A 17,370-nucleotide genomic window follows, 5' to 3' on the forward strand; every position below is an offset into this window, starting at 1 on the left:
TTCCCTTCATCGGTTGATGTCGGCGCCGGTGAGCAGGCCGAGTTCGTGCCGGAACGGCAGGCCAGCCCAGTCACCGGGTACGGATACGGCGAATGCGCCGCAGGCGGCGGCCAATTGCAGGCTGTGCCTCGGGGCCCCTTCGTCGAGCACGCCGGCGAGATAGCCCGCGACGAATGCGTCGCCCGCACCAACCGGGTCGACACTGCGAATCTCCACCGCAGGCTGCGGGATCAGCTCGCCGTTGTGCAGTGCGAGCGCGCCTTCGGCTCCGAGTTTGATCACGACTTGCGAAGGCCCCAGTGCAGCAAGGGATTTCGCCATCTCAGCGGGGTTCGCGGCTGGAACCAGGATGGCCGCTTCGTCGGTACCGGCGAAGAGGATGTCGGCGCGCGAAGCCAGCTTCGAAAGTTCCACGGCCGCATCCGATTCCGACCACAATGCGCGGCGGTAATTGATGTCGAGGGACACGATCGCCCCGGCGTCGACGGCGGCGTCGAGTGCTGTGTGGACGGCGTCCCGGGCGGATGGGCTCAGTGCCGGGGTGATGCCGGTGAGATGCAGCACCCGTGCGGTGGAGATCTGGGCAGTGTCGATATCGGCGGGCGCCAGTCGAGAGCCCGCGAAACCCTTGCGATAGTAGGTGACTCGCATGTGTGCGGCGGTTCGCCGCTCGCGCAGCATCAGACCGCTCGGCAGTTCTGGATCGATTCGGCACCGCGAGATGTCGACCTGTTCGGCGCGCAGTCGGTCGAGCACCATGGTGCCGACCGCATCGGCACCGACACTGCCCACCCACGCGCTCTCGTGGCCCAGCCTGCGGACGCCGATGGCGACCGTGGCTTCGGCGCCCGCGAAGTCCATCCGCATTGCCGCACCGGGAGCCAATGGGCCGGGCGCAGTGGCGGCGACGACACCGAGTGCTTCGCCCAGGGTTACCAATCCGCCTGTCATGGCCACGACCTTCGCGCAGTGAGGTCCTCAGCATTCGAATCCCGCGACTCAGCCCTGATAGCAGGGTATTTCACACGCATCGCCGCCCGCCCGCACATCCGGCGAGTGCCGGCGCGCACAGGTAATCGGGGCGGCCACGGCGCGGCCGACCTCCCGGAAGGCCCGCAGCGCGGCGACCTTGCCCGGTGCGTCGATCTCGATTCCGCGGAACGCCACCTATGGCAACGCCCCTCGCGCACAGAGACGCGACCGGAATCAGGTCGCGCGAAACGGCTTTCATAGCAATGCCTTCCGCACCGCAGACGCGCGCTCACGCAGCGCATCCAGATCACCGCCGATACACGCATCACCGACGAGCGGCGACCCCATGCCGAGTGCGCTGGCCCCAGCATCCAAATACGCTCTGGCATCGGCGAGCCCGATGCCGCCCGTCGGCACCAGCGGGATCTCGTTCAACGGGCCCCGAATCGCCTTCAGATAGCCGGGACCGCCGACCGAGGCCGGAAAGACCTTCACCATGGTCGCGCCCGCCTGCCACGCACTGTGGATCTCGGTGGGCGTGAACGCGCCGCAGATCACCGGGACACCCAGGCGGCGGCCCTCAGCGATCACCTCGGTGCACACCGTCGGGGTGATCAGATATGCCGCGCCCGCAGCCACGGCTCGTGCGGCGTCGATGGCGGTGAGCACCGTGCCCGCACCGACCGGGTGAGCCGATCCCGCGCAATCGCGCAATGCGTCCAGTGCTCCCGGCGAGTTGAGCGTGAACTCCACCGCCGTGACGCCCGACTCGTGCAGTACGGCGGCCACTTCGGCGAACCGAGCGGCCGTCGGGGCGCGCAGGATCGCGATTACCGGCGGATCCAGGATCAGGCCGTGGTCGGTCATGGGTTGCTCACCAATCTCGCATCGGAGTAGGTATTGGTCGGTAGACCGGTCACACCCGGCCTACAGGTGAACAGCCGCCCGGCATCCGGATCGGCGGAACCTTCCGCGGCCGTGGTGATTACGAGGACATCCAGGTCCGGACCCGCGAAGGCGCAACTGGAGACCTGCGCCGGGCCGACGTCGATCACCGCATGCGGCCGACCCGATGGATCGAATGCCCGGACCTGCCCGGCACCCCACACCGCGACCCAGACGAAACCCCGCGCGTCCACGGTCAACCCATCGGGCAGACCGTCCGGGAATTCCGCAAGCGTGCGCTCTCCGCTGAAGGTGCCGGTGGCCGGGTCGTAGTCGAATGCCTCGACTCGATGCGTCGGGCTGTCCGCGTAGTACAGAGTGGTACCGTCCGGGCTCCAGCCGAGTCCGTTGGAGATCGTCACCTGCTGCCGCACGGTACTCAGCTTGCCGTCGGGATCGAGTCGATAAAGCGCTGCGGTACCTCGGATTTCGTCTTCCGACATGGTCCCGGCGAACAGTCGCCCCCACGGGTCTGCCTTGGCATCGTTCATGCGCCGCCGAACCCCGTCATCGGGCAGCGACAGCGCCGCGACCTGGGTAATTGTGCCGTCGGCGATATGCAGGAAGGTGTCGACGGCAGTCGCGATCAGCCCGCCCGATGCGCACGGCACCACCGCGCTGACCCGCTTCCCCACCGCCACGGTGGACCGCTGCACGAGATCGCCGTCACGCAGTGTCGCGCGGTGGATACGCCCCGCCGGAATGTCCACCCACAGCACCTGATCGGTGCGGTCATCCCAGACCGGCCCCTCGCACAACCTGCCCGGCCTCGGCGAGCACCGGTCGGCTTTCAGTTCGATCATCATTCGCTCCTGACGGGTGCTAGGTCGGCAATCCGACCGCACGTTCCCCGCTGCGCCGCTGCTGAATAACAACCGCCGCCACCAACAACGACCCTTGAGCGACGTTCTGCCAGAACGTATTCACACCAACGACGTTCAGCCCGTTGTCAAGCGCACCGAGCAGCACGACGGCCAGCAGCGTCCCGCCGATCGTGCCCTTACCGCCCTTCAGCGCACAACCGCCCAAAGCCGCCGCGGTAATCGCCTTCAGCTCGAGCCCCTCACTACCCGAGACCGGCTGCCCGGAGCCGGTCCGCGCGGTCAGGATGATCCCGGCGATCGCCGCCACCGCACCCGCGAGCACGAACACCGCGATCAGGTACTTGTTGATATTGATGCCGGAAAGCCTTGCGGCCGTGTCATTTCCGCCGATGGCATAGATATTGCGACCGATATCGGTGTACTTCAGCAGTACATGCATACCGATCGCGACCACCGCGAGAATGACCACCGGCACCGGCAGACCCAGAATCTTGCCGCGAGCGATGAAGATGAAGACATCGTCGCCAAGTACGAAACCCTGCGCTTTACCACCGGATATCAACTGCGCGACGCCCTTGAACGCCGCCAGGGTGGCCAGTGTCGCGATCACCGGATTGACGCGTCCGTAGACGATGATCAGCCCATTGATCGCCCCGAGGACCAGCCCGACACCGATCGCGGCCAGAATGCCCAACCAGGCATTGCCCGAGGTCGCGGTGAAGGCCATCGCGCTGATCACCGAGGCGACTCCGGCCTGCGAGCCGACCGAAATATCGAGCGCACCACAGATGATCACGACCGTCTGCACCACGGCGAGCAGACCGAAAACCGTTACCGCTTCACCGATTCCGGCCAGATTCGCCGGATCCAGATAGCCGTCGTTGAGCCAGGCGAAGATCGCGACGATCACCACCAGTGCGCCGATGAGGCTGAGGTTGCCGGTGCCGATCGCCTGCACCAGACGACGGGCGGCTGCGCCGGGAGCCGACACCGAGGGCGCGGCGGTCTTCACCGGCATCGAAAGTTGTTGGTCTGTCATGTGTTTCCTCGCGATGTATGCGACAGGTCGGCGGCCATGGCCAGCGCCAGAATCGCCTCCTCGCCGGCCTCTTCGCGGTCCAGCTCGCCGGTGACCCGGCCGTGCTGCATGACCACGATCCGGTCGGCCAGCCCGAGCACTTCGGGCAGCTCCGAGGAGATCACCAGCACCGCGACACCGGATTCGGCCAGTTCCTCGATGATGTGGTAGATCTCGATTTTGGCGCCGACATCGACGCCACGGGTGGGCTCATCCAGGATGAGCACCTTGGGTTTGCGGGCGAGCCAGCGGGCCAGCACCACCTTCTGCTGATTGCCGCCGGAGAGCTTGCGCACCTCTTGCTCGATGGAAGGCGTTCGCACCCTCAGTGATTCGACGTACTGACGAGCGAGCCGCCGCTCCTCACCGCCACGGACGAACCGCAGCCGGCGTAAGCGGTCGAGCATCGCGAGCGAAATATTGTCACGCACACCGCGATGCAGCAGCAGGGCTTGCGCCTTGCGCTCCTCGGGCGCGTACCCCATCCCGGCCCGCACCGCGTCCCGCGGTTGCCGCAGACGCAGTTTCTTGCCGTCCACCCGCACCTCGCCGGAGCGGATAGGCAGATCACCGGCCAGCGCACCGGCCAGTTCCGAGCGACCCGCACCGACCAGCCCGGCCAGCGCGACCACCTCCCCGGCGCGCACCTGCAGACTCACCTCCGTTACCTCGTCGGTGGTCACCGCATCCGCGTCGAGCACCACCCGGCCCGGCGTATTGTGCTTGCGCGCGAACAACGTCGACAGATCCCGGCCGACCATCATCCGGACGATCTCGCGATCGGTGGTGTCCGCGGTCGCGCGTTCACCGACGAGCGCGCCATCGCGCAGCACCGCGACCCGATCGGCCAGCCGGAAGATCTCCCGCATCCGATGCGACACATAGATCACCGCGAGGCCCTGCTCGCGCAATCGACCGATCAGCGCGAACAGCGATTCGGTCTCATGGTCCGACAGCGACGAGGTCGGCTCGTCGAAGGCGATCACCTTGGCATCGGTGGTCAACGCGCGCATGATCTCCACCAATTGCCGTTGCGCCGCAGTGAGTTTCGATCCGATGGTGTCCGGGTCGAGGTCACGGTCGAAGCCGAGTCGGGTGAGGTCGGCGCGCATCCGGTCGCGCAGGGTGGCCCGATCGAGCAGTCGGCCCGAGCGCCGCGGCAGCGATCCGAGATAGACGTTCTCGGCGACGGAAACGTGCGGCACGATCTCCGGCTCCTGGCCGATCACCCGGATTCCGGCCGACCGCGCGTCGGCGGGGGTGGCCAGCTCGAGTCGCACACCATCCAACTCGAGCCGGCCACCGTCCGGGCGGTGATCGCCACCGAGGATGCGGATCAGGGTGGACTTACCCGCTCCGTTCTCACCCATCAGGGCGGTCACCGCGCCAGCGGGAAAATCCAGGCTCACTTCGCGCAGGGCCGGCACCCCGGCGAAGCTCTTGCTCAGCCCGGATACCCGCAGTCCGGTCAGCTGCATGTGACGCCCGCCTGCTGCCAGTTGGTCGAGTCGACCATCTTGGTCGGCGCGTAGGCTTCGGGCGGCATCTGCTTGCCGTTCTTCAGGTAGTCATAGATCGTCTGAACCGACAGTGCGCCAACGTCTTTGCCATTGATGAACAGTGCCGCCTTGAAGCCGGTCGGCTTGCCGCCGCGCCATTCCTTGCAGGCCAGGTAGGCGCCGAGGCCGACACCGAGCACATTGTCGGCGGGGTATCCGGCGTTCTGGATCGCCGCGACGCCGCCGCTGACGTTCTCGTCGTTGCAGCCCATGACAATCCAGTTCTTCACCGACCGATTGCCCGACACCGTCGCCGAGATCTTGTTCTGCGCGTCCGACGGAGTGTTGTCGGTGCCGACCTCGATCACCTTGACGTCCACACCGGCGGCATCCTTGAATGCCTTCTGGTTGGCCTTGACCCGGTCGGTGCACACGGTCACGTCCTGTTTCCAGGCGTCGATGATCGCGGTCTCCTCCGGCTTCCATCCGGCCTTCTTGAAGTCCTGACCGGCGCGGGTACCGACCTCGGTGCCCATCTGAGTGCCGCTGAAGCCGACCCGTGGCACCAGATTGTCTTTCGCGCACGACGAGGGATCCGGCCCGTTCGCGCAGACCTGGTCATCGGAGGTCAGCAGCGCGACACCACCGGCCTTCGCGAGTTGGGCGACCTGCGGACCGACCGAAGGATCGGGCACCACGACGATCACACCGCTGGCCTTCTGGTTCACCGCGTTCTGCACCTCGGTGACCGCCTTGTTCGCGTCATTGCCGAGGTTCACCACCTTCAGATCGATGCCCAGTTCCTTGGCCTTGGCCTTCGCGCCTTCGGCCTCGCCGATGAAGTACTCCTGATCGCCCTGCTTCTGGGCGTAGACCAGGCTGATCGCGCCGGTGGTGTGCTGCGGTCCGGTCGCCTGCGAATCGTCTTTGCCCGATGAACAGGCCGACGCGGCCAGTGCGAGCGATACCCCGCAGAAAACGGCTCTGGTCCAACGGCTTCGGCGGGTCCAGGACATGGGGTGCTCCTCTGATGCTGCGCCGGGCACTCGGCGTCTTATAGTGACCTGGGTTACAGTATGACTTCGGCTAACTGTTGTAAATAGTGTTGTCAGAACTGCTCGGGTAGCGTCTGCGAATGTCCATCGGAAGGAGATGGCCCGACCGTGTACCAGCTGACCGCGCGCGACATCCGACGCCGGAATCGGTTCTATGTACTGCAGGCGGTCTATGCCGCCGAGGGCCACACCAGCCGTCAGGAGATCGCCCGCGCCACCGGGCTCTCGTTCGCCACGGTGGGCAATTTGCTCGCCGAACTACTGGATGTGGGGGTGCTCGCCGAACTCGGCTACGACGCACCCGGCATCGGGCGGCCGCGTGCACAGCTGGCGATCAATCCGGCGCGCGGCACCCTGGTCGGGGTCGATATCGCCGAAACCAGTGTTCATTTCGACCTTTTCGACCTGGCGATGACGGTGCTGCGGTCGGTGGAGATTCCGGTCGATCCCGCGGCCACCCGGCCCGAGGATGTCGCCGAGCTGATCGTTCGCGGCATCGGCGAACTGACCGCAGACGATGCGGAGCGGGTGCTCGGGGTCGGATTGAGCGTGCCGGGACTGGTGGAACCCGAGGGCGGCGTCTCGGTGTTCTCGCCGTACTGGGACTGGCACGACGTGTCGTTGAAATCGCTGCTGCAACCGCGGGTGCCCCATCCGCTGTATCTCGACAATCCGCTGAAAGCCAGTACGGCAGCGCATCTTTGGTTCGGCGCGGGGCGGGATGTGGACGATCTCATCGTCGTCACACTGCGCGGCGGAGTCGGCATCGGCGTCGTCATCGATGGCGCGCTCTATCGCGGCGTCACCAATAGTGCGGGCGAATGGGGCCACACCAACCTCGTCATCGACGGACGCGAATGCCGATGCGGGCGTCACGGCTGCGTCGAGGCCTATGTGAGCGCCCGCGGCATCGCGCAGACCCTGCGCGAAATCGCCCCGGACAGCCCGCTACTCGCCGCCGACGATGCCACCACCATCGCGGCCATAGGCGCCGCCGACGACCCCATCGCGAGCGAGGTCATCGAAAAGACCGGCAATTACCTGGGTGTCGCCGTCGCGAACCTGGTGAACCTCTTCAACCCCCGAACCATGGTCTTCGGCGACCTCGTCGCGAACGTGCTCGGCGACCGCCTCCTCGACGCGACCCGCCGCGTAGCCGCCCACCACGCCATGTCCGACCCCTTCGCCGCGGTATCCCTGCAACTGTGCACCCTCCCCCACAACCCCGTCAGCCTCGGCGCCGCCACCTTCGCCCTCGAAGGCTTCCTCGCCGACCGCGAAACCTTCGGCTCGATAGCCGCCCGCCGCGCCATCCGCTCCACCACATAGCGAAGACCCCACCCGGGGTGAGGAACCGGGCGGGGTCGGGTGTCCCCAACGAACGCCGTTGGGATCTTCTTCGCTATCTACTTCGCCGGCGGGAACGGCGGCTGGTTGATAGTGGAGAAGTACTGAATCGCCGCGCCGATGGCGACCGGGGCGGTGATGAAGATCTGACCGACCAGGGTGCCGAGGGCGCCGACCGCGACGATGCCACCGAGGCAGCCGACAGCAGCGGCCGGGATGAACGCGCCGAACAGGCCGACGATGGCGGCCGAGGCGACCGTCGCACCGGCGATACCGCCGAGGACGCAGCCGATGGCGCCGCCGCTGAGGCCGCCGATCAGGGTGCCGAGGTTGGCGCCCATGGTGATCGTGGTGGTCATGCGGGACCAGGCGGCCTGCTCACGGTCGTATTCGTTCTTCCACGGCGCCTTGTCCTCGAACGGCAGCGCGACCGGCTTGTAAGCCGCGTGCGCGATGTCGAACTGCGGGGTGAGGGTGGCGGAGTGGTCGGCGATATCGGCCACGATCGGGAATTCGAAGTCGTCGACGCGGAACTTCAGCGGCATGCCGGTGAGCACGGTGCCGTTGCTCGCCTTGATCTTGAAGACGTTGTCCTCGATGACCATGGAGCCGCCATCGGTCTTGACAATGGACTGGGTGTCGGTGGCGTAGGCCGTGAATCCGACCGCTTCGTCACCGTCGGTCTGGGCGCCGGCGGTACCGGCGGCGATGCCGACTGCGGCGACCAATCCGGCGGCCACCGCAACGATTTTCCTCATCCTTACTTCTTTCCTCTCGATTTTTCGGGGAGGTCGGGCGCGCGAGCGCGCCGTATGCCGGTCGCCGATAGCGCCGACAGCTCAGGGTTCGCCGGTCACAGGTCCAGGACGAGCACGTCCGATCCGGCCCGCGAAACGCACAGCATCATGGTGTTGCCGCACGCCTGCTCTTCGGCGGTGAGCACCGAATCGCGGTGGTCGATTTCGCCTGCGAGCACGGCGGTTTCGCAACTGCCGCAGGTGCCTTCGCGACAGGAGGTGATGATGCCGATACCGGCGGCGTCGAGAACATCGGCAATGGACTCGTCCGCACCGATGTGGAAAGTAGTTCCACTGCTTGCCAATCGGATCTCGAACGAGCCCTGCGGCGCGGTAACCTTTCGCGGCACGAAACGTTCTACGAAAACAGCCGAATCGCGCAGAGCCCCTTCGGTTTCCACGGCCACGAGTAGTGGTTCGGGTCCGCAGCAGTAGATCGCGGAATCAGGGCGTTCGGCGAGGATGTCGGCGATCGGGAGCAGTCCGTGCTCGTCCTGCGGCAGCAGTCGTGCGTGCGGGTGGCGAACGATCTCCTCGGCGAAGGCCATATGCGCCAGGGTCCGTCCGCCGTAGTACAGCTCCCAATCAGCGCCGGCGGCCTGCGCGGCGGCCACCATCGGCATGATCGGAGTGATTCCGATACCACCCGCGATGAACACGTAACTTGCCCGCTCGACGAGCTCGAAATTGTTGCGGGGAGCCGAAATACGCAACTCCGAGTCCACCAGCGCCGTCCGATACAGATATTCGGAACCCCCGCGCCCATCGGGCTCGCGCAGTATCGCGATCCGCCAGTGCAGCCGATCCGCCGGATCACCGCAGAGCGAGTACTGCCGCGCCCCCGCGGCGCCGACCGCAACGTCGATATGCGCGCCCGGCTCCCACGACGGCAGCTGACCGCCCGCAACCGGGGTCAGCTCGAGCGAGAACACACCCTCGGCCTCGTCACGGCGGGCCGACACCCGTACCGGAATGTCCGTCATCTGGTCCCCTCGGCTATCTCGTCTTCGCGACTACCGTCGCCGAGAGACCGCCGCTGCGCACCGGACGAATGCGCAGTCGATTCGCACAATCGACGTTGACTATCGACCCGACTCAGACGCCGCCCGCCCACCGAAACTGACGCCATGACCACTGTGGCGCATTTGGTGGACAAGACCACCCAGTTCATACGTGACCAGGTAATTCCGGTGGAACGCGAGGTCGTCGTCGACGGGCGCGTCATGGACGACGCGCTGCGGCTCGAATTACAGAAGAAGGCGAAAGAGGCGGGCGTATTCGGCCCGCTGTCGGCTCCGGAGTACGGCGGACTCGGCCTGGACACCCGGGCCCAGGCGCGGGTGCTGGAAGCAGCCGGAGCCAGTCTGCTCGGCCCGATCGCGGTGAACGCCTGGGCGCCCGATGACGGAAACATCCACCTGCTCGCGCACGTGGCCGATGCCGAACAGCAGCAGCGCTATCTCGCGCCGCTGGCCGCCGGTGAGGTGCGTTCGGCCATCGCGATGACCGAACCGGCCCCCGGCGCGGGATCCGATCCCGGCATGCTGCAGACCGTCGCCGAGGAGACCGACGATGGCTGGATCATCAACGGCGCCAAGCATTTCACCACCGGCGCCCAGGGTGCCGCCTTTACCATCTGCGTCGCACAGACCACCGACGGACCCACCATGTTCCTGGTGGACCAGGACAATCCGGGTCTGAAGATCGGTCGCCGGATGCCGACGCTCGACCATTCCAGCGCGCCGGGCGGACACTGCGAGATCGCCTTCGTCGACTGTGTGGTACCCGATTCCGCCGTACTCGGCGCGGTCGGCCAGGGACTCGTGCTCGCCCAGGTCCGGCTCGCGCCCTCGCGCCTGGTCTTCTGCATGAACTGGCTCGGGCTGGCCGTGCGTGCGCACCACCTCGCCATCGAACACATCAGCACCCGACAGTCTTTCGGTGTGCCGATTGCCGATCACGGTCTGGCGCAGGGACTCGTCGCAGACAGCGAGATCGATATCGCCGCGGCCCGTGGCGTGATCCGCACGGCCGCCGAGACCATCGACGAGCAGGGGCCGACATCCGCGCAGGCGCGCCACGATGCCTCGATCGCGAAAACCTTTGTCTCCGAGGCAGTCTGGCGAGTACTCGACCGGGCTGTGCAGCTGCACGGCGGACTCGGTGTCTGCGAGGACTATCTGGTCGCCCGGTTCCTGGTGGAGGCCAGGGCCTTCCGCATCTATGAGGGGCCGTCCGAGGTGCTGCGCTGGTCCATCGCCCGTCGCGCACTGCGCAATCGCTGAAGGAGACACAATGACAACGCGTGAAATCGTCGGATTCGCCGCCGCCTATCCCGGACTCGATTGCGATGCGGTCGATTACGAATATCTGCGGGTGGTATCGCAGGATATGGTGCCGTTCGGACGGCACGTCGGCACGCTGATCACCGAGATCTCGCCGGAACGCGCGATCGTGGAGATTCCCGCCGCCGACACCGTGCGCAACCACATGGGCACCGTGCACGCCGGTGCGTTGTTCACCGCCGCCGATATCGGTGGCGCGGCGGCCTTCGTCGGTGCGGCCGCGACTCGCCTGGACACCGTCGAGCGGCTGGTGCTGCGGGCGGGCACGGCGTCCTATCGCAAGCCGGCGGTCGGGCGGATCCGCGCCATCGCCACCGTCGACCAGCGTGAACTCGCCGAGGTTCTGGCCGCCACCGCCTCGAACCGGTTCGAATTGTCCGGCAAGGCAGTGCTGCTCGACGACGCCGATGTCGTCGTCGCCAAATTCACCTTCGACTACGTCTGCGATATCGCGATCACGGAGGCGGACCAGTGACCAGCACGGCACCCCAGAAAGGTTCGGAATTCCAGGCCTTGGAGTCGACCGCGGTCTCGACCGCCGATGGCGTCGAATTCACCGTCCGCTTCCTGCCCGCCGAGAAGGCCGACGCGCCGGTGGTGCTGGTTCTGCCCGCCATGGCGATGAAGGCCAAGAACTATCTCGCCCTCACCAAAGAACTGAATGCCCAGGGGCTTTCGGTCGCCACCTGCGACCTGCGCGCGCACGGTGAGGCCAAGCCGGAATTCGGGCTGCACACCGATTTCGGCTATCGCGAGATGTTGGAAATCGATCTGCCCGCGATAGTTTCCGCGGTGCGCACGCGCTTTCCGGAAGCGCCGATCCACTTGTTCGGGCACAGTCTCGGCGGCCAGCTCGCGCTGCTGTTCGCCGCCGCCGAACCCGACCAGGTCGCCGGAGTGACCGTCATCGGAACCGGCACCGTGTTCTGGTGGGCATTCGGACCGCGCCGCTGGTACGAGGCGCTGAGCCAGATCCAGTGGATCGGCTTGGTATCGCGCTGGAAGGGGCACTGGCCCGGCGGCGTGCTGATCCCCGCACCGATGCCGGGCCGGGTGATGCGGGACTGGTCGATGCACTCGCTGACCAGCTACTACCGTCCGAAAGGCACAGCGCGGCAATACAACACGCTGCTGCGCCGGATGACGTTGTCAGTGCTGGTCATCTCGCTGTCCGAGGATGTGCTCGGCCCGAAGTCCAATGTCGACTTCCTGGTCTCCCGGATGCCGAACGCCCGGGTCACCCAGTGGCATATCGACGAGAACGCGCCGGTCGACCACCGTGACCACTTCCAGTGGGTCAAGGACGCACCGGCGATCGCGGCCCGGGTGGCGACCTGGGTCCTCGCGGGCGAGCTGCCGGTCTAGGAGATCTGGTGGCACGACTGCGCATCGAGCAGGTATCCAAGCATTTCGGCACGACCTATGCGGTGCGGGAGGTGAGCCTGGATATCGCCGACGGTGAGTTCATGGTTTTGCTCGGACCGAGCGGCTGCGGCAAATCCACCCTGTTGCGGATGATCGCGGGACTGGAGGATCCGACCGGTGGCCGAATCCTGTTGGACGACACCGATATCACCCACCGGGCGCCGCAGCAGCGGGACCTGGCCATGGTGTTCCAGAGTTACGCGCTGTATCCGCATCTGACGGTGGCGAAGAATATCGGCTTCCCATTGCGGGCGCGGCGCATACCACGCGCGAAGATCGCGGCCCGGGTCGCGGAGGTGGCGACAGCGCTCGGGTTGGACGAGTTGTTGCGCCGCAAGCCTGCCGCCTTGTCCGGTGGGCAGCGACAGCGAGTTGCCTTGGCCCGCGCCATGGTTCGCGATCCAGGTGCGTTCCTGATGGACGAGCCACTGTCCAATCTGGATGCGAAATTGCGAAGCGCCACTCGGGCCGAACTGATTTCGCTGCATCGCGGGTTGGGAGCGACCTTCCTCTACGTCACCCACGACCAGGTCGAGGCAATGACCATGGCGGACCGGATCGCACTGCTCAATGACGGTCAGGTGGAGCAGGTCGGCACGCCGACCGAACTCTACGACCGGCCCCGCTCGACCTTCGTCGCCGGATTCCTCGGCGCCCCGCCGATGAATCTGTTCCCCGCGGCCGTGACCCAGCGCGACGGCCGCCTGTTCCTGATCGCCGATGGCATCGACACCGAATTGGACATAACCGCAGCGGATTTCGATGCCGACATCGAAGTCGTCGCCGGAATCCGCCCTGAACAATTGCGCATCGACTCGGCTGACCCCGGCATCCGGGGGCACGTGACGATGGTCGAGAACCTGGGCAGTGAGGAACTGATCCATTTCAGCACCGGCGAGCAGACGCTGTGCGCTCGCGCATCGCGCCCGGCCGGCGTGTGCGCCGACGAACCGATCGGGCTGCGCGTCGATCCCACACACCTGCACCTGTTCCACCCCGAATCCGGACTGCGCCTGACTTGGCGAGAGCCGCACCAGGATTCCGCCACCGATAGCGCCGTTTTCGCCGTCGCCTGATTCGTAACAACCACCCTTTCATCGATGAGGAGAACCACCGTGAAACGCACCGTGCCCGTACTGGGCCTGGTGTTCGCAACCACCGTCGCGCTCAGCGCCTGCGGCGGCCTCGGGAGCACCACCACCGATTCGAATGCCGACACCGCCCAGATCCCGGAACTGAAGCCGGATCAGCAGGTGTCCATCGTGTTCGAGTCCTACAACTACGGACTCGCCGGCGCGTGGACCGACACATTCAACTCACTGATCGCCGATTTCGGCAAGAAGTACCCGAATATCAAGGTGACCGCGCAGAAGCCGCAGGGCAACAGCCCGAACCCGGCCACCGACACCATCTCCAGCATTCAGAACCAGATGGTCGCGGGCACTCCGCCCGATGTCGCGCAGCTCGGCTTCAGCGATCTGGACTACACCATCCACCAGCTCGGCGCCAAACCGCTGGACACGCTGGTTTCCAAGCAGGAAGTGCAGCACAACTTCGACGGCGCCAAGTACCCGTACGCCCCGAAGGCGCGCACGCTCGCGGATTGGGACGGCCACACCTACGGTGTTCCGTTCGTATTCTCCACGCCCGTTCTGTATTTCAACGCCTCGCTGTTCAACGAGGCCGGACTCGATCCGGCCAAGCCGCCGGCGACCTGGCAGCAGGTCTCCGATGCGGCCGCCGCGATCACCGGCAAGACCGGTAAGGGCGGTGTGTACATCGACTGCCTGACCAAGACCGCCAAGGACTGGTGCTTCCAGTCGATGGTGCGCTCCAACGGCGGCCGGGTCATCTCCGAGGACCGCAAGACGCTGTCGTTCGCGGATGCGCCCGCGGTCGAGGTGACCCAGATGAGCAAGGCGCTGGTCGATTCGGGCAGTATGCCGAAGTTCAACCAGAAGCAGGGTTATGAGGCGTTCGCCCGCGGTGAGATCGGCATGATCCTGGAGACCAGTGCGATCCAGGGCACCTTCGTCACCGGCGCCAAGGACAAGTGGGATCTGCGCGCGGCACCCATGCCCAGCTTCGGCAGCAAACCGACCGTGCCGACGAATTCCGGTGCGTCGCTGCACATTCTGTCCAACGACCCGGCCAAGCAGCGGGCGTCGTGGGAGCTCATCAAATTCCTCACCAGCGAGGAGGCCTACACGAAGATCTCGCAGGGCATCGGATATCTGCCGTTGCGTACCGGTTTGATGGACGACCCGAACGGGCTCGAGACCTGGTCGAAGCAGAATCCCCTGCTGAAGCCGAATGTCGCGCAGCTGGCGAATATGGAGCCGTGGATCTCCATGCCGGGCACCAACTATCTGCAGATCCGTGACGGCATGATGGACGCGGTCGAGTCGATCGTATTCCAGGGCAAGGATCCCCAGCCCACGTTGACCACCGCCCGGGAACAGGGCGCCAAACTCCTGCCCGCGTCATGAGCACGGTGACCGTCGTTCAGCTGACCGATACCCACATCCGGGCCACCGGGGAACGGGTACACGGCATGATCGACACCTACGCCAATCTCACCCAGGTGCTGCAGCAGCTGCGGGCCTCGCAGCAGCGCATCGACGCGCTGGTGTTGTCCGGGGACCTGACCGATAACGGGTCGCCGGAGGCATATCGGCGGCTGCGTGATGCGGTGGAGCCGGTTGCCGCCGAACTCGGCGCGCGGACGGTGTACACAATGGGCAATCACGACGAGCGCACGGCGTTCGGCATCGAGTTGCTCGGTCTGGATTCGGTCGACCCGGACGTCACCCATGACCAGGTGTTCGACATCGCCGGACTCCGGATCATCGCGCTGGACAGCAGCACACCCCGCAGGCACGACGGGCGGCTCGAGCCAGAACAGCTGGACTGGCTGACCGATCAGCTGCGCGAGCCCGCACCACACGGCACGCTGCTGGTGCTGCACCATCCGCCGATTCCGTCGCCGGTGGCCGCGACCGAATATCTGCGGCTCGAGCAGCCGGAGTTGCTCGAAGAAGTGCTTGCCGGATCGGATGTGCGACTGATCATCTGCGGGCACAACCATTTGACGGGCGCGGCCGCGCTCGGCGGCATTCCGGTGTGGATCGGCCCCGCGCTGGCATACCGAATCGATACGATCGCGCCGATCGGGCGGCACCGCGGCCTGACCGGATTCGGTTACAGCCGGATCGATCTGCTCGGTACGACATTGGTCGCCACCGCGATCGAGGCGACGCCCGCCGAAACCGTCTACGACCGAGCCGAATCGGATGTGCTCGAGCAGTTGGCCGCACTGGCCGTCGAGGCCGGGTAGATGTTCGTAGTCGAAACACCAACTGCGGCACCGGATATTGTGCCGGTGCCGCAGACCCGCCGCCTCGCCCGGTTCCGCCGGGCGGGGCGGTTCGTGGTGCCCTACCTTTATCTCGCGCCCGCGCTGTTCCTGCTCGTCGTGTGGATCTATCGGCCGCTGGTGCAGGCGTTCGAGTTGTCGACGTACTCGTGGAATCTCTTGCCGACCTCGCCGATGAAGCCGGTCGGCACCGGCAATTACGAACGGCTGGTCGAACTTCCGGCGTTCTGGGATTCGGTCGGGCGAACGGGGGTGCTGATTCTGGGCATGCTTCCGTTCACCGTTGTGCTGCCGGTGTTGATTGCCTTGGCCAGCAGGCGGGTGCAGGGCCGGACCATCTATCACGCCTTCATATTCGTGCCGTTCCTGGTGGCTCCTGTTGCGGCGGCGGCGGTTTGGCGGTGGCTGTTGCATCCCGGCAGCGGCTTCGTCGACCAGCTGCTCGGCTCGAATCGCAACTGGGTGTACGACGCAGGCACCGCGCACGCCGTCATCATCGGGATCACCGGCTGGCAGCTGCTCGGTTTCGCGGTGCTGGTGGTGTGGGCCGGATTGGCAGGCATCAGTGGCGATTACGACGAGGCCGCGCAGGTGGACGGCGCGAGTCCGGGACAGATCCGGCGCTGGATCACCATGCCGCTGCTGTCCCCCACGCTGCTGTTCCTGGTGCTGACCACTGTGCTGCTCAGTCCAACACTGACCTTTCCGCTTATCGACTCGATGACGCAGGGCGGCCCCGCACAGGCCACCACCAATATCTATTACCTGCTGTGGGACTACGCCTTCCACAGCTTCGATGCCGGACTCAGCGCGGCGGCCGGTGTGCTGCTGTTCGCCGGATTCGGTGTGATCGCCGGGATTCTGGTGTGGATCTCGGAAAGGGTTGCCTTCCATGATGATTGACCGTCTGCGGACCGCGAGCAGCCATCTGCTGCTCGCGGTCACCGCCGTGGTGTGCGTATTCCCGATCTATTGGCTGTTCGCCACCTCGCTGCGGCGCCCCGAGGATGTCACCTCACTCTCGCCGTTCCCCTGGCCGATCTCCTTCGCCAACTACACCGATGCCGCCGAAAAGGTCGATGTAGTCGGCTTGATCGGCAATACCTTCTTCGTGGCGGCCCTGTCCGCGGCCGGACAGTTGCTGGTGGCGCTGCTCGCCTCCTACGCGTTCGCGATGTACACCTTCCCGTTCCAGCGGATCCTGTACCTCGCGTTCGTCGGCACCTGGCTGGTTCCGTTCCAGGTGACGATGCTGCCGAACTACGTGCTGCTCACCCGGCTCGGACTGGTCAACTCCCTGATCGGCGTGGTCCTGCCGACCCTGTGCTCCGCACTCGCGGTGCTGCTACTGCGCCAGCACATGGCAGGCTTCCCCAAGGAACTCGTCGCCGCCGCCAAAATCGACGGCCGCTCCTCTTGGTCCATCCTGTGGACCGTCGTCGTCCCCAACCTCCGCCCCGCCCTCGCCGCTCTGGCCATCCTGCTTTTCATCAACGCCTGGAACGAATACTTCTGGCCCGCAGTCGTTCTCCGCCAATCCAACAGCGTGCTCCAGCTGGGTTTGCGCAGCTTCATGGGCACCGAAGGTGATCAGTGGGGGCCGATGATGGCCCTGGCCAGTCTGGCCTGCCTGCCGGTTCTATTGATGTATCTGTTGTTGCAACGGCACATCGTGAATGCGTTCGTGCGGTCGGGGTTGAAGTAGCG

18 protein-coding genes are annotated in these 17,370 nt (G+C 65.9%); 9 read left to right on the forward strand and 9 right to left on the reverse strand.

Annotation, left to right across the window (positions count from 1 at the left end):
• Positions 1-6: 6 nt before the first annotated feature.
• From ACQPXH_RS24760 to ACQPXH_RS24790, 7 genes are read right to left on the reverse strand one after another with little or no spacing between them, the layout of a single operon-like run.
• Entirely contained in the window at positions 7-951 is a 945-nt protein-coding gene (locus tag ACQPXH_RS24760; protein WP_433598887.1) for a sugar kinase, read from the reverse strand.
• Positions 952-999: 48 nt separating this feature from the next.
• Positions 1,000-1,167, reverse strand: coding sequence for a hypothetical protein (locus ACQPXH_RS24765; RefSeq protein WP_433598888.1), 168 nt, complete (start codon positions 1,165-1,167; stop codon positions 1,000-1,002).
• A gap of 60 nt (positions 1,168-1,227) precedes the next feature.
• The gene (locus ACQPXH_RS24770; protein ID WP_433598889.1) at positions 1,228-1,839 is read right to left on the reverse strand and encodes a bifunctional 4-hydroxy-2-oxoglutarate aldolase/2-dehydro-3-deoxy-phosphogluconate aldolase; all 612 of its coding nucleotides are present in this window, start codon (positions 1,837-1,839) and stop codon (positions 1,228-1,230) included.
• Positions 1,836-2,720 (reverse strand): SMP-30/gluconolactonase/LRE family protein, encoded by an 885-nt coding sequence (locus tag ACQPXH_RS24775; RefSeq protein ID WP_433598890.1) that lies wholly within the window; start codon positions 2,718-2,720, stop codon positions 1,836-1,838. The genes ACQPXH_RS24770 and ACQPXH_RS24775 overlap by 4 nt, the downstream gene beginning before the upstream one ends.
• A gap of 19 nt (positions 2,721-2,739) precedes the next feature.
• A complete protein-coding gene (locus ACQPXH_RS24780) occupies positions 2,740-3,780 on the reverse strand; it encodes an ABC transporter permease (RefSeq protein ID WP_433598891.1) in 1,041 nt (346 codons plus the stop codon).
• Positions 3,777-5,297 (reverse strand): sugar ABC transporter ATP-binding protein, encoded by a 1,521-nt coding sequence (locus ACQPXH_RS24785; protein ID WP_433598892.1) that lies wholly within the window; start codon positions 5,295-5,297, stop codon positions 3,777-3,779. Before ACQPXH_RS24785 ends, ACQPXH_RS24780 begins: the two co-directional genes overlap by 4 nt.
• Positions 5,288-6,334 (reverse strand): substrate-binding domain-containing protein, encoded by a 1,047-nt coding sequence (locus tag ACQPXH_RS24790; protein ID WP_433598893.1) that lies wholly within the window; start codon positions 6,332-6,334, stop codon positions 5,288-5,290. The genes ACQPXH_RS24785 and ACQPXH_RS24790 overlap by 10 nt, the downstream gene beginning before the upstream one ends.
• 147 nt (positions 6,335-6,481) lie before the next feature.
• Here ACQPXH_RS24790 and ACQPXH_RS24795 point away from each other — a divergent pair, with 147 nt between their 5' ends.
• The gene (locus ACQPXH_RS24795; RefSeq protein WP_433598894.1) at positions 6,482-7,702 is read left to right on the forward strand and encodes an ROK family protein; all 1,221 of its coding nucleotides are present in this window, start codon (positions 6,482-6,484) and stop codon (positions 7,700-7,702) included.
• A 77-nt stretch (positions 7,703-7,779) separates the two neighbouring features.
• Here ACQPXH_RS24795 and ACQPXH_RS24800 read toward each other — a convergent pair whose 3' ends face one another.
• Entirely contained in the window at positions 7,780-8,478 is a 699-nt protein-coding gene (locus tag ACQPXH_RS24800; protein WP_433598895.1) for a hypothetical protein, read from the reverse strand.
• Positions 8,479-8,573: 95 nt separating this feature from the next.
• Complete coding sequence (locus ACQPXH_RS24805; protein WP_433598896.1) at positions 8,574-9,500, reverse strand: PDR/VanB family oxidoreductase; 927 nt, start codon at positions 9,498-9,500, stop codon at positions 8,574-8,576.
• Between the two features lie 144 nt (positions 9,501-9,644).
• Here ACQPXH_RS24805 and ACQPXH_RS24810 point away from each other — a divergent pair, with 144 nt between their 5' ends.
• Genes ACQPXH_RS24810 through ACQPXH_RS24845 form a run of 8 tightly spaced genes read left to right on the forward strand, consistent with a single transcriptional unit; the run spans position 9,645 to position 17,368 of the window.
• On the forward strand, positions 9,645-10,802 hold the full coding sequence (locus ACQPXH_RS24810) for an acyl-CoA dehydrogenase family protein (RefSeq protein WP_433598897.1): 1,158 nt from the start codon (positions 9,645-9,647) through the stop codon (positions 10,800-10,802).
• A gap of 10 nt (positions 10,803-10,812) precedes the next feature.
• Positions 10,813-11,337: a YiiD C-terminal domain-containing protein gene (locus ACQPXH_RS24815; protein WP_433598898.1), complete on the forward strand. Its 525-nt coding sequence runs from the start codon at positions 10,813-10,815 to the stop codon at positions 11,335-11,337.
• Positions 11,334-12,227 (forward strand): alpha/beta hydrolase family protein, encoded by an 894-nt coding sequence (locus tag ACQPXH_RS24820; RefSeq protein WP_433598899.1) that lies wholly within the window; start codon positions 11,334-11,336, stop codon positions 12,225-12,227. The genes ACQPXH_RS24815 and ACQPXH_RS24820 overlap by 4 nt, the downstream gene beginning before the upstream one ends.
• An 8-nt stretch (positions 12,228-12,235) precedes the next feature.
• Positions 12,236-13,363: an ABC transporter ATP-binding protein gene (locus ACQPXH_RS24825; protein WP_433598900.1), complete on the forward strand. Its 1,128-nt coding sequence runs from the start codon at positions 12,236-12,238 to the stop codon at positions 13,361-13,363.
• Positions 13,364-13,402: 39 nt separating this feature from the next.
• Complete coding sequence (locus tag ACQPXH_RS24830) at positions 13,403-14,776, forward strand: ABC transporter substrate-binding protein (protein ID WP_433598901.1); 1,374 nt, start codon at positions 13,403-13,405, stop codon at positions 14,774-14,776.
• On the forward strand, positions 14,773-15,624 hold the full coding sequence (locus tag ACQPXH_RS24835; RefSeq protein ID WP_433598902.1) for a metallophosphoesterase: 852 nt from the start codon (positions 14,773-14,775) through the stop codon (positions 15,622-15,624). The genes ACQPXH_RS24830 and ACQPXH_RS24835 overlap by 4 nt, the downstream gene beginning before the upstream one ends.
• Positions 15,625-16,566, forward strand: coding sequence for a carbohydrate ABC transporter permease (locus tag ACQPXH_RS24840; protein ID WP_433598903.1), 942 nt, complete (start codon positions 15,625-15,627; stop codon positions 16,564-16,566). It begins immediately after the preceding gene.
• Positions 16,556-17,368 (forward strand): carbohydrate ABC transporter permease, encoded by an 813-nt coding sequence (locus tag ACQPXH_RS24845; protein ID WP_433598904.1) that lies wholly within the window; start codon positions 16,556-16,558, stop codon positions 17,366-17,368. The genes ACQPXH_RS24840 and ACQPXH_RS24845 overlap by 11 nt, the downstream gene beginning before the upstream one ends.
• The last annotated feature ends 2 nt before the right edge of the window (positions 17,369-17,370 follow it).

Source organism: Nocardia sp. CA-135953, assembly GCF_050955735.1.
In the GTDB taxonomy this organism is placed as follows: domain Bacteria; phylum Actinomycetota; class Actinomycetes; order Mycobacteriales; family Mycobacteriaceae; genus Nocardia.

Bases quoted from the DNA above. Each gene is read 5' to 3' on its own strand.
- ACQPXH_RS24760 (WP_433598887.1), bottom strand. From the start codon at position 951: ATGACAGGCGGATTGGTAACCCTGGGCGAAGCACTCGGTGTCGTCGCC.
- ACQPXH_RS24770 (WP_433598889.1), bottom strand. From the start codon at position 1,839: ATGACCGACCACGGCCTGATCCTGGATCCGCCGGTAATCGCGATCCTG.
- ACQPXH_RS24775 (WP_433598890.1), bottom strand. From the start codon at position 2,720: ATGATCGAACTGAAAGCCGACCGGTGCTCGCCGAGGCCGGGCAGGTTG.
- ACQPXH_RS24780 (WP_433598891.1), bottom strand. From the start codon at position 3,780: ATGACAGACCAACAACTTTCGATGCCGGTGAAGACCGCCGCGCCCTCG.
- ACQPXH_RS24785 (WP_433598892.1), bottom strand. From the start codon at position 5,297: ATGCAGCTGACCGGACTGCGGGTATCCGGGCTGAGCAAGAGCTTCGCC.
- ACQPXH_RS24790 (WP_433598893.1), bottom strand. From the start codon at position 6,334: ATGTCCTGGACCCGCCGAAGCCGTTGGACCAGAGCCGTTTTCTGCGGG.
- ACQPXH_RS24800 (WP_433598895.1), bottom strand. From the start codon at position 8,478: ATGAGGAAAATCGTTGCGGTGGCCGCCGGATTGGTCGCCGCAGTCGGC.
- ACQPXH_RS24805 (WP_433598896.1), bottom strand. From the start codon at position 9,500: ATGACGGACATTCCGGTACGGGTGTCGGCCCGCCGTGACGAGGCCGAG.
- ACQPXH_RS24810 (WP_433598897.1), top strand. From the start codon at position 9,645: ATGACCACTGTGGCGCATTTGGTGGACAAGACCACCCAGTTCATACGT.
- ACQPXH_RS24815 (WP_433598898.1), top strand. From the start codon at position 10,813: ATGACAACGCGTGAAATCGTCGGATTCGCCGCCGCCTATCCCGGACTC.
- ACQPXH_RS24835 (WP_433598902.1), top strand. From the start codon at position 14,773: ATGAGCACGGTGACCGTCGTTCAGCTGACCGATACCCACATCCGGGCC.
- ACQPXH_RS24840 (WP_433598903.1), top strand. From the start codon at position 15,625: ATGTTCGTAGTCGAAACACCAACTGCGGCACCGGATATTGTGCCGGTG.
- ACQPXH_RS24845 (WP_433598904.1), top strand. From the start codon at position 16,556: ATGATGATTGACCGTCTGCGGACCGCGAGCAGCCATCTGCTGCTCGCG.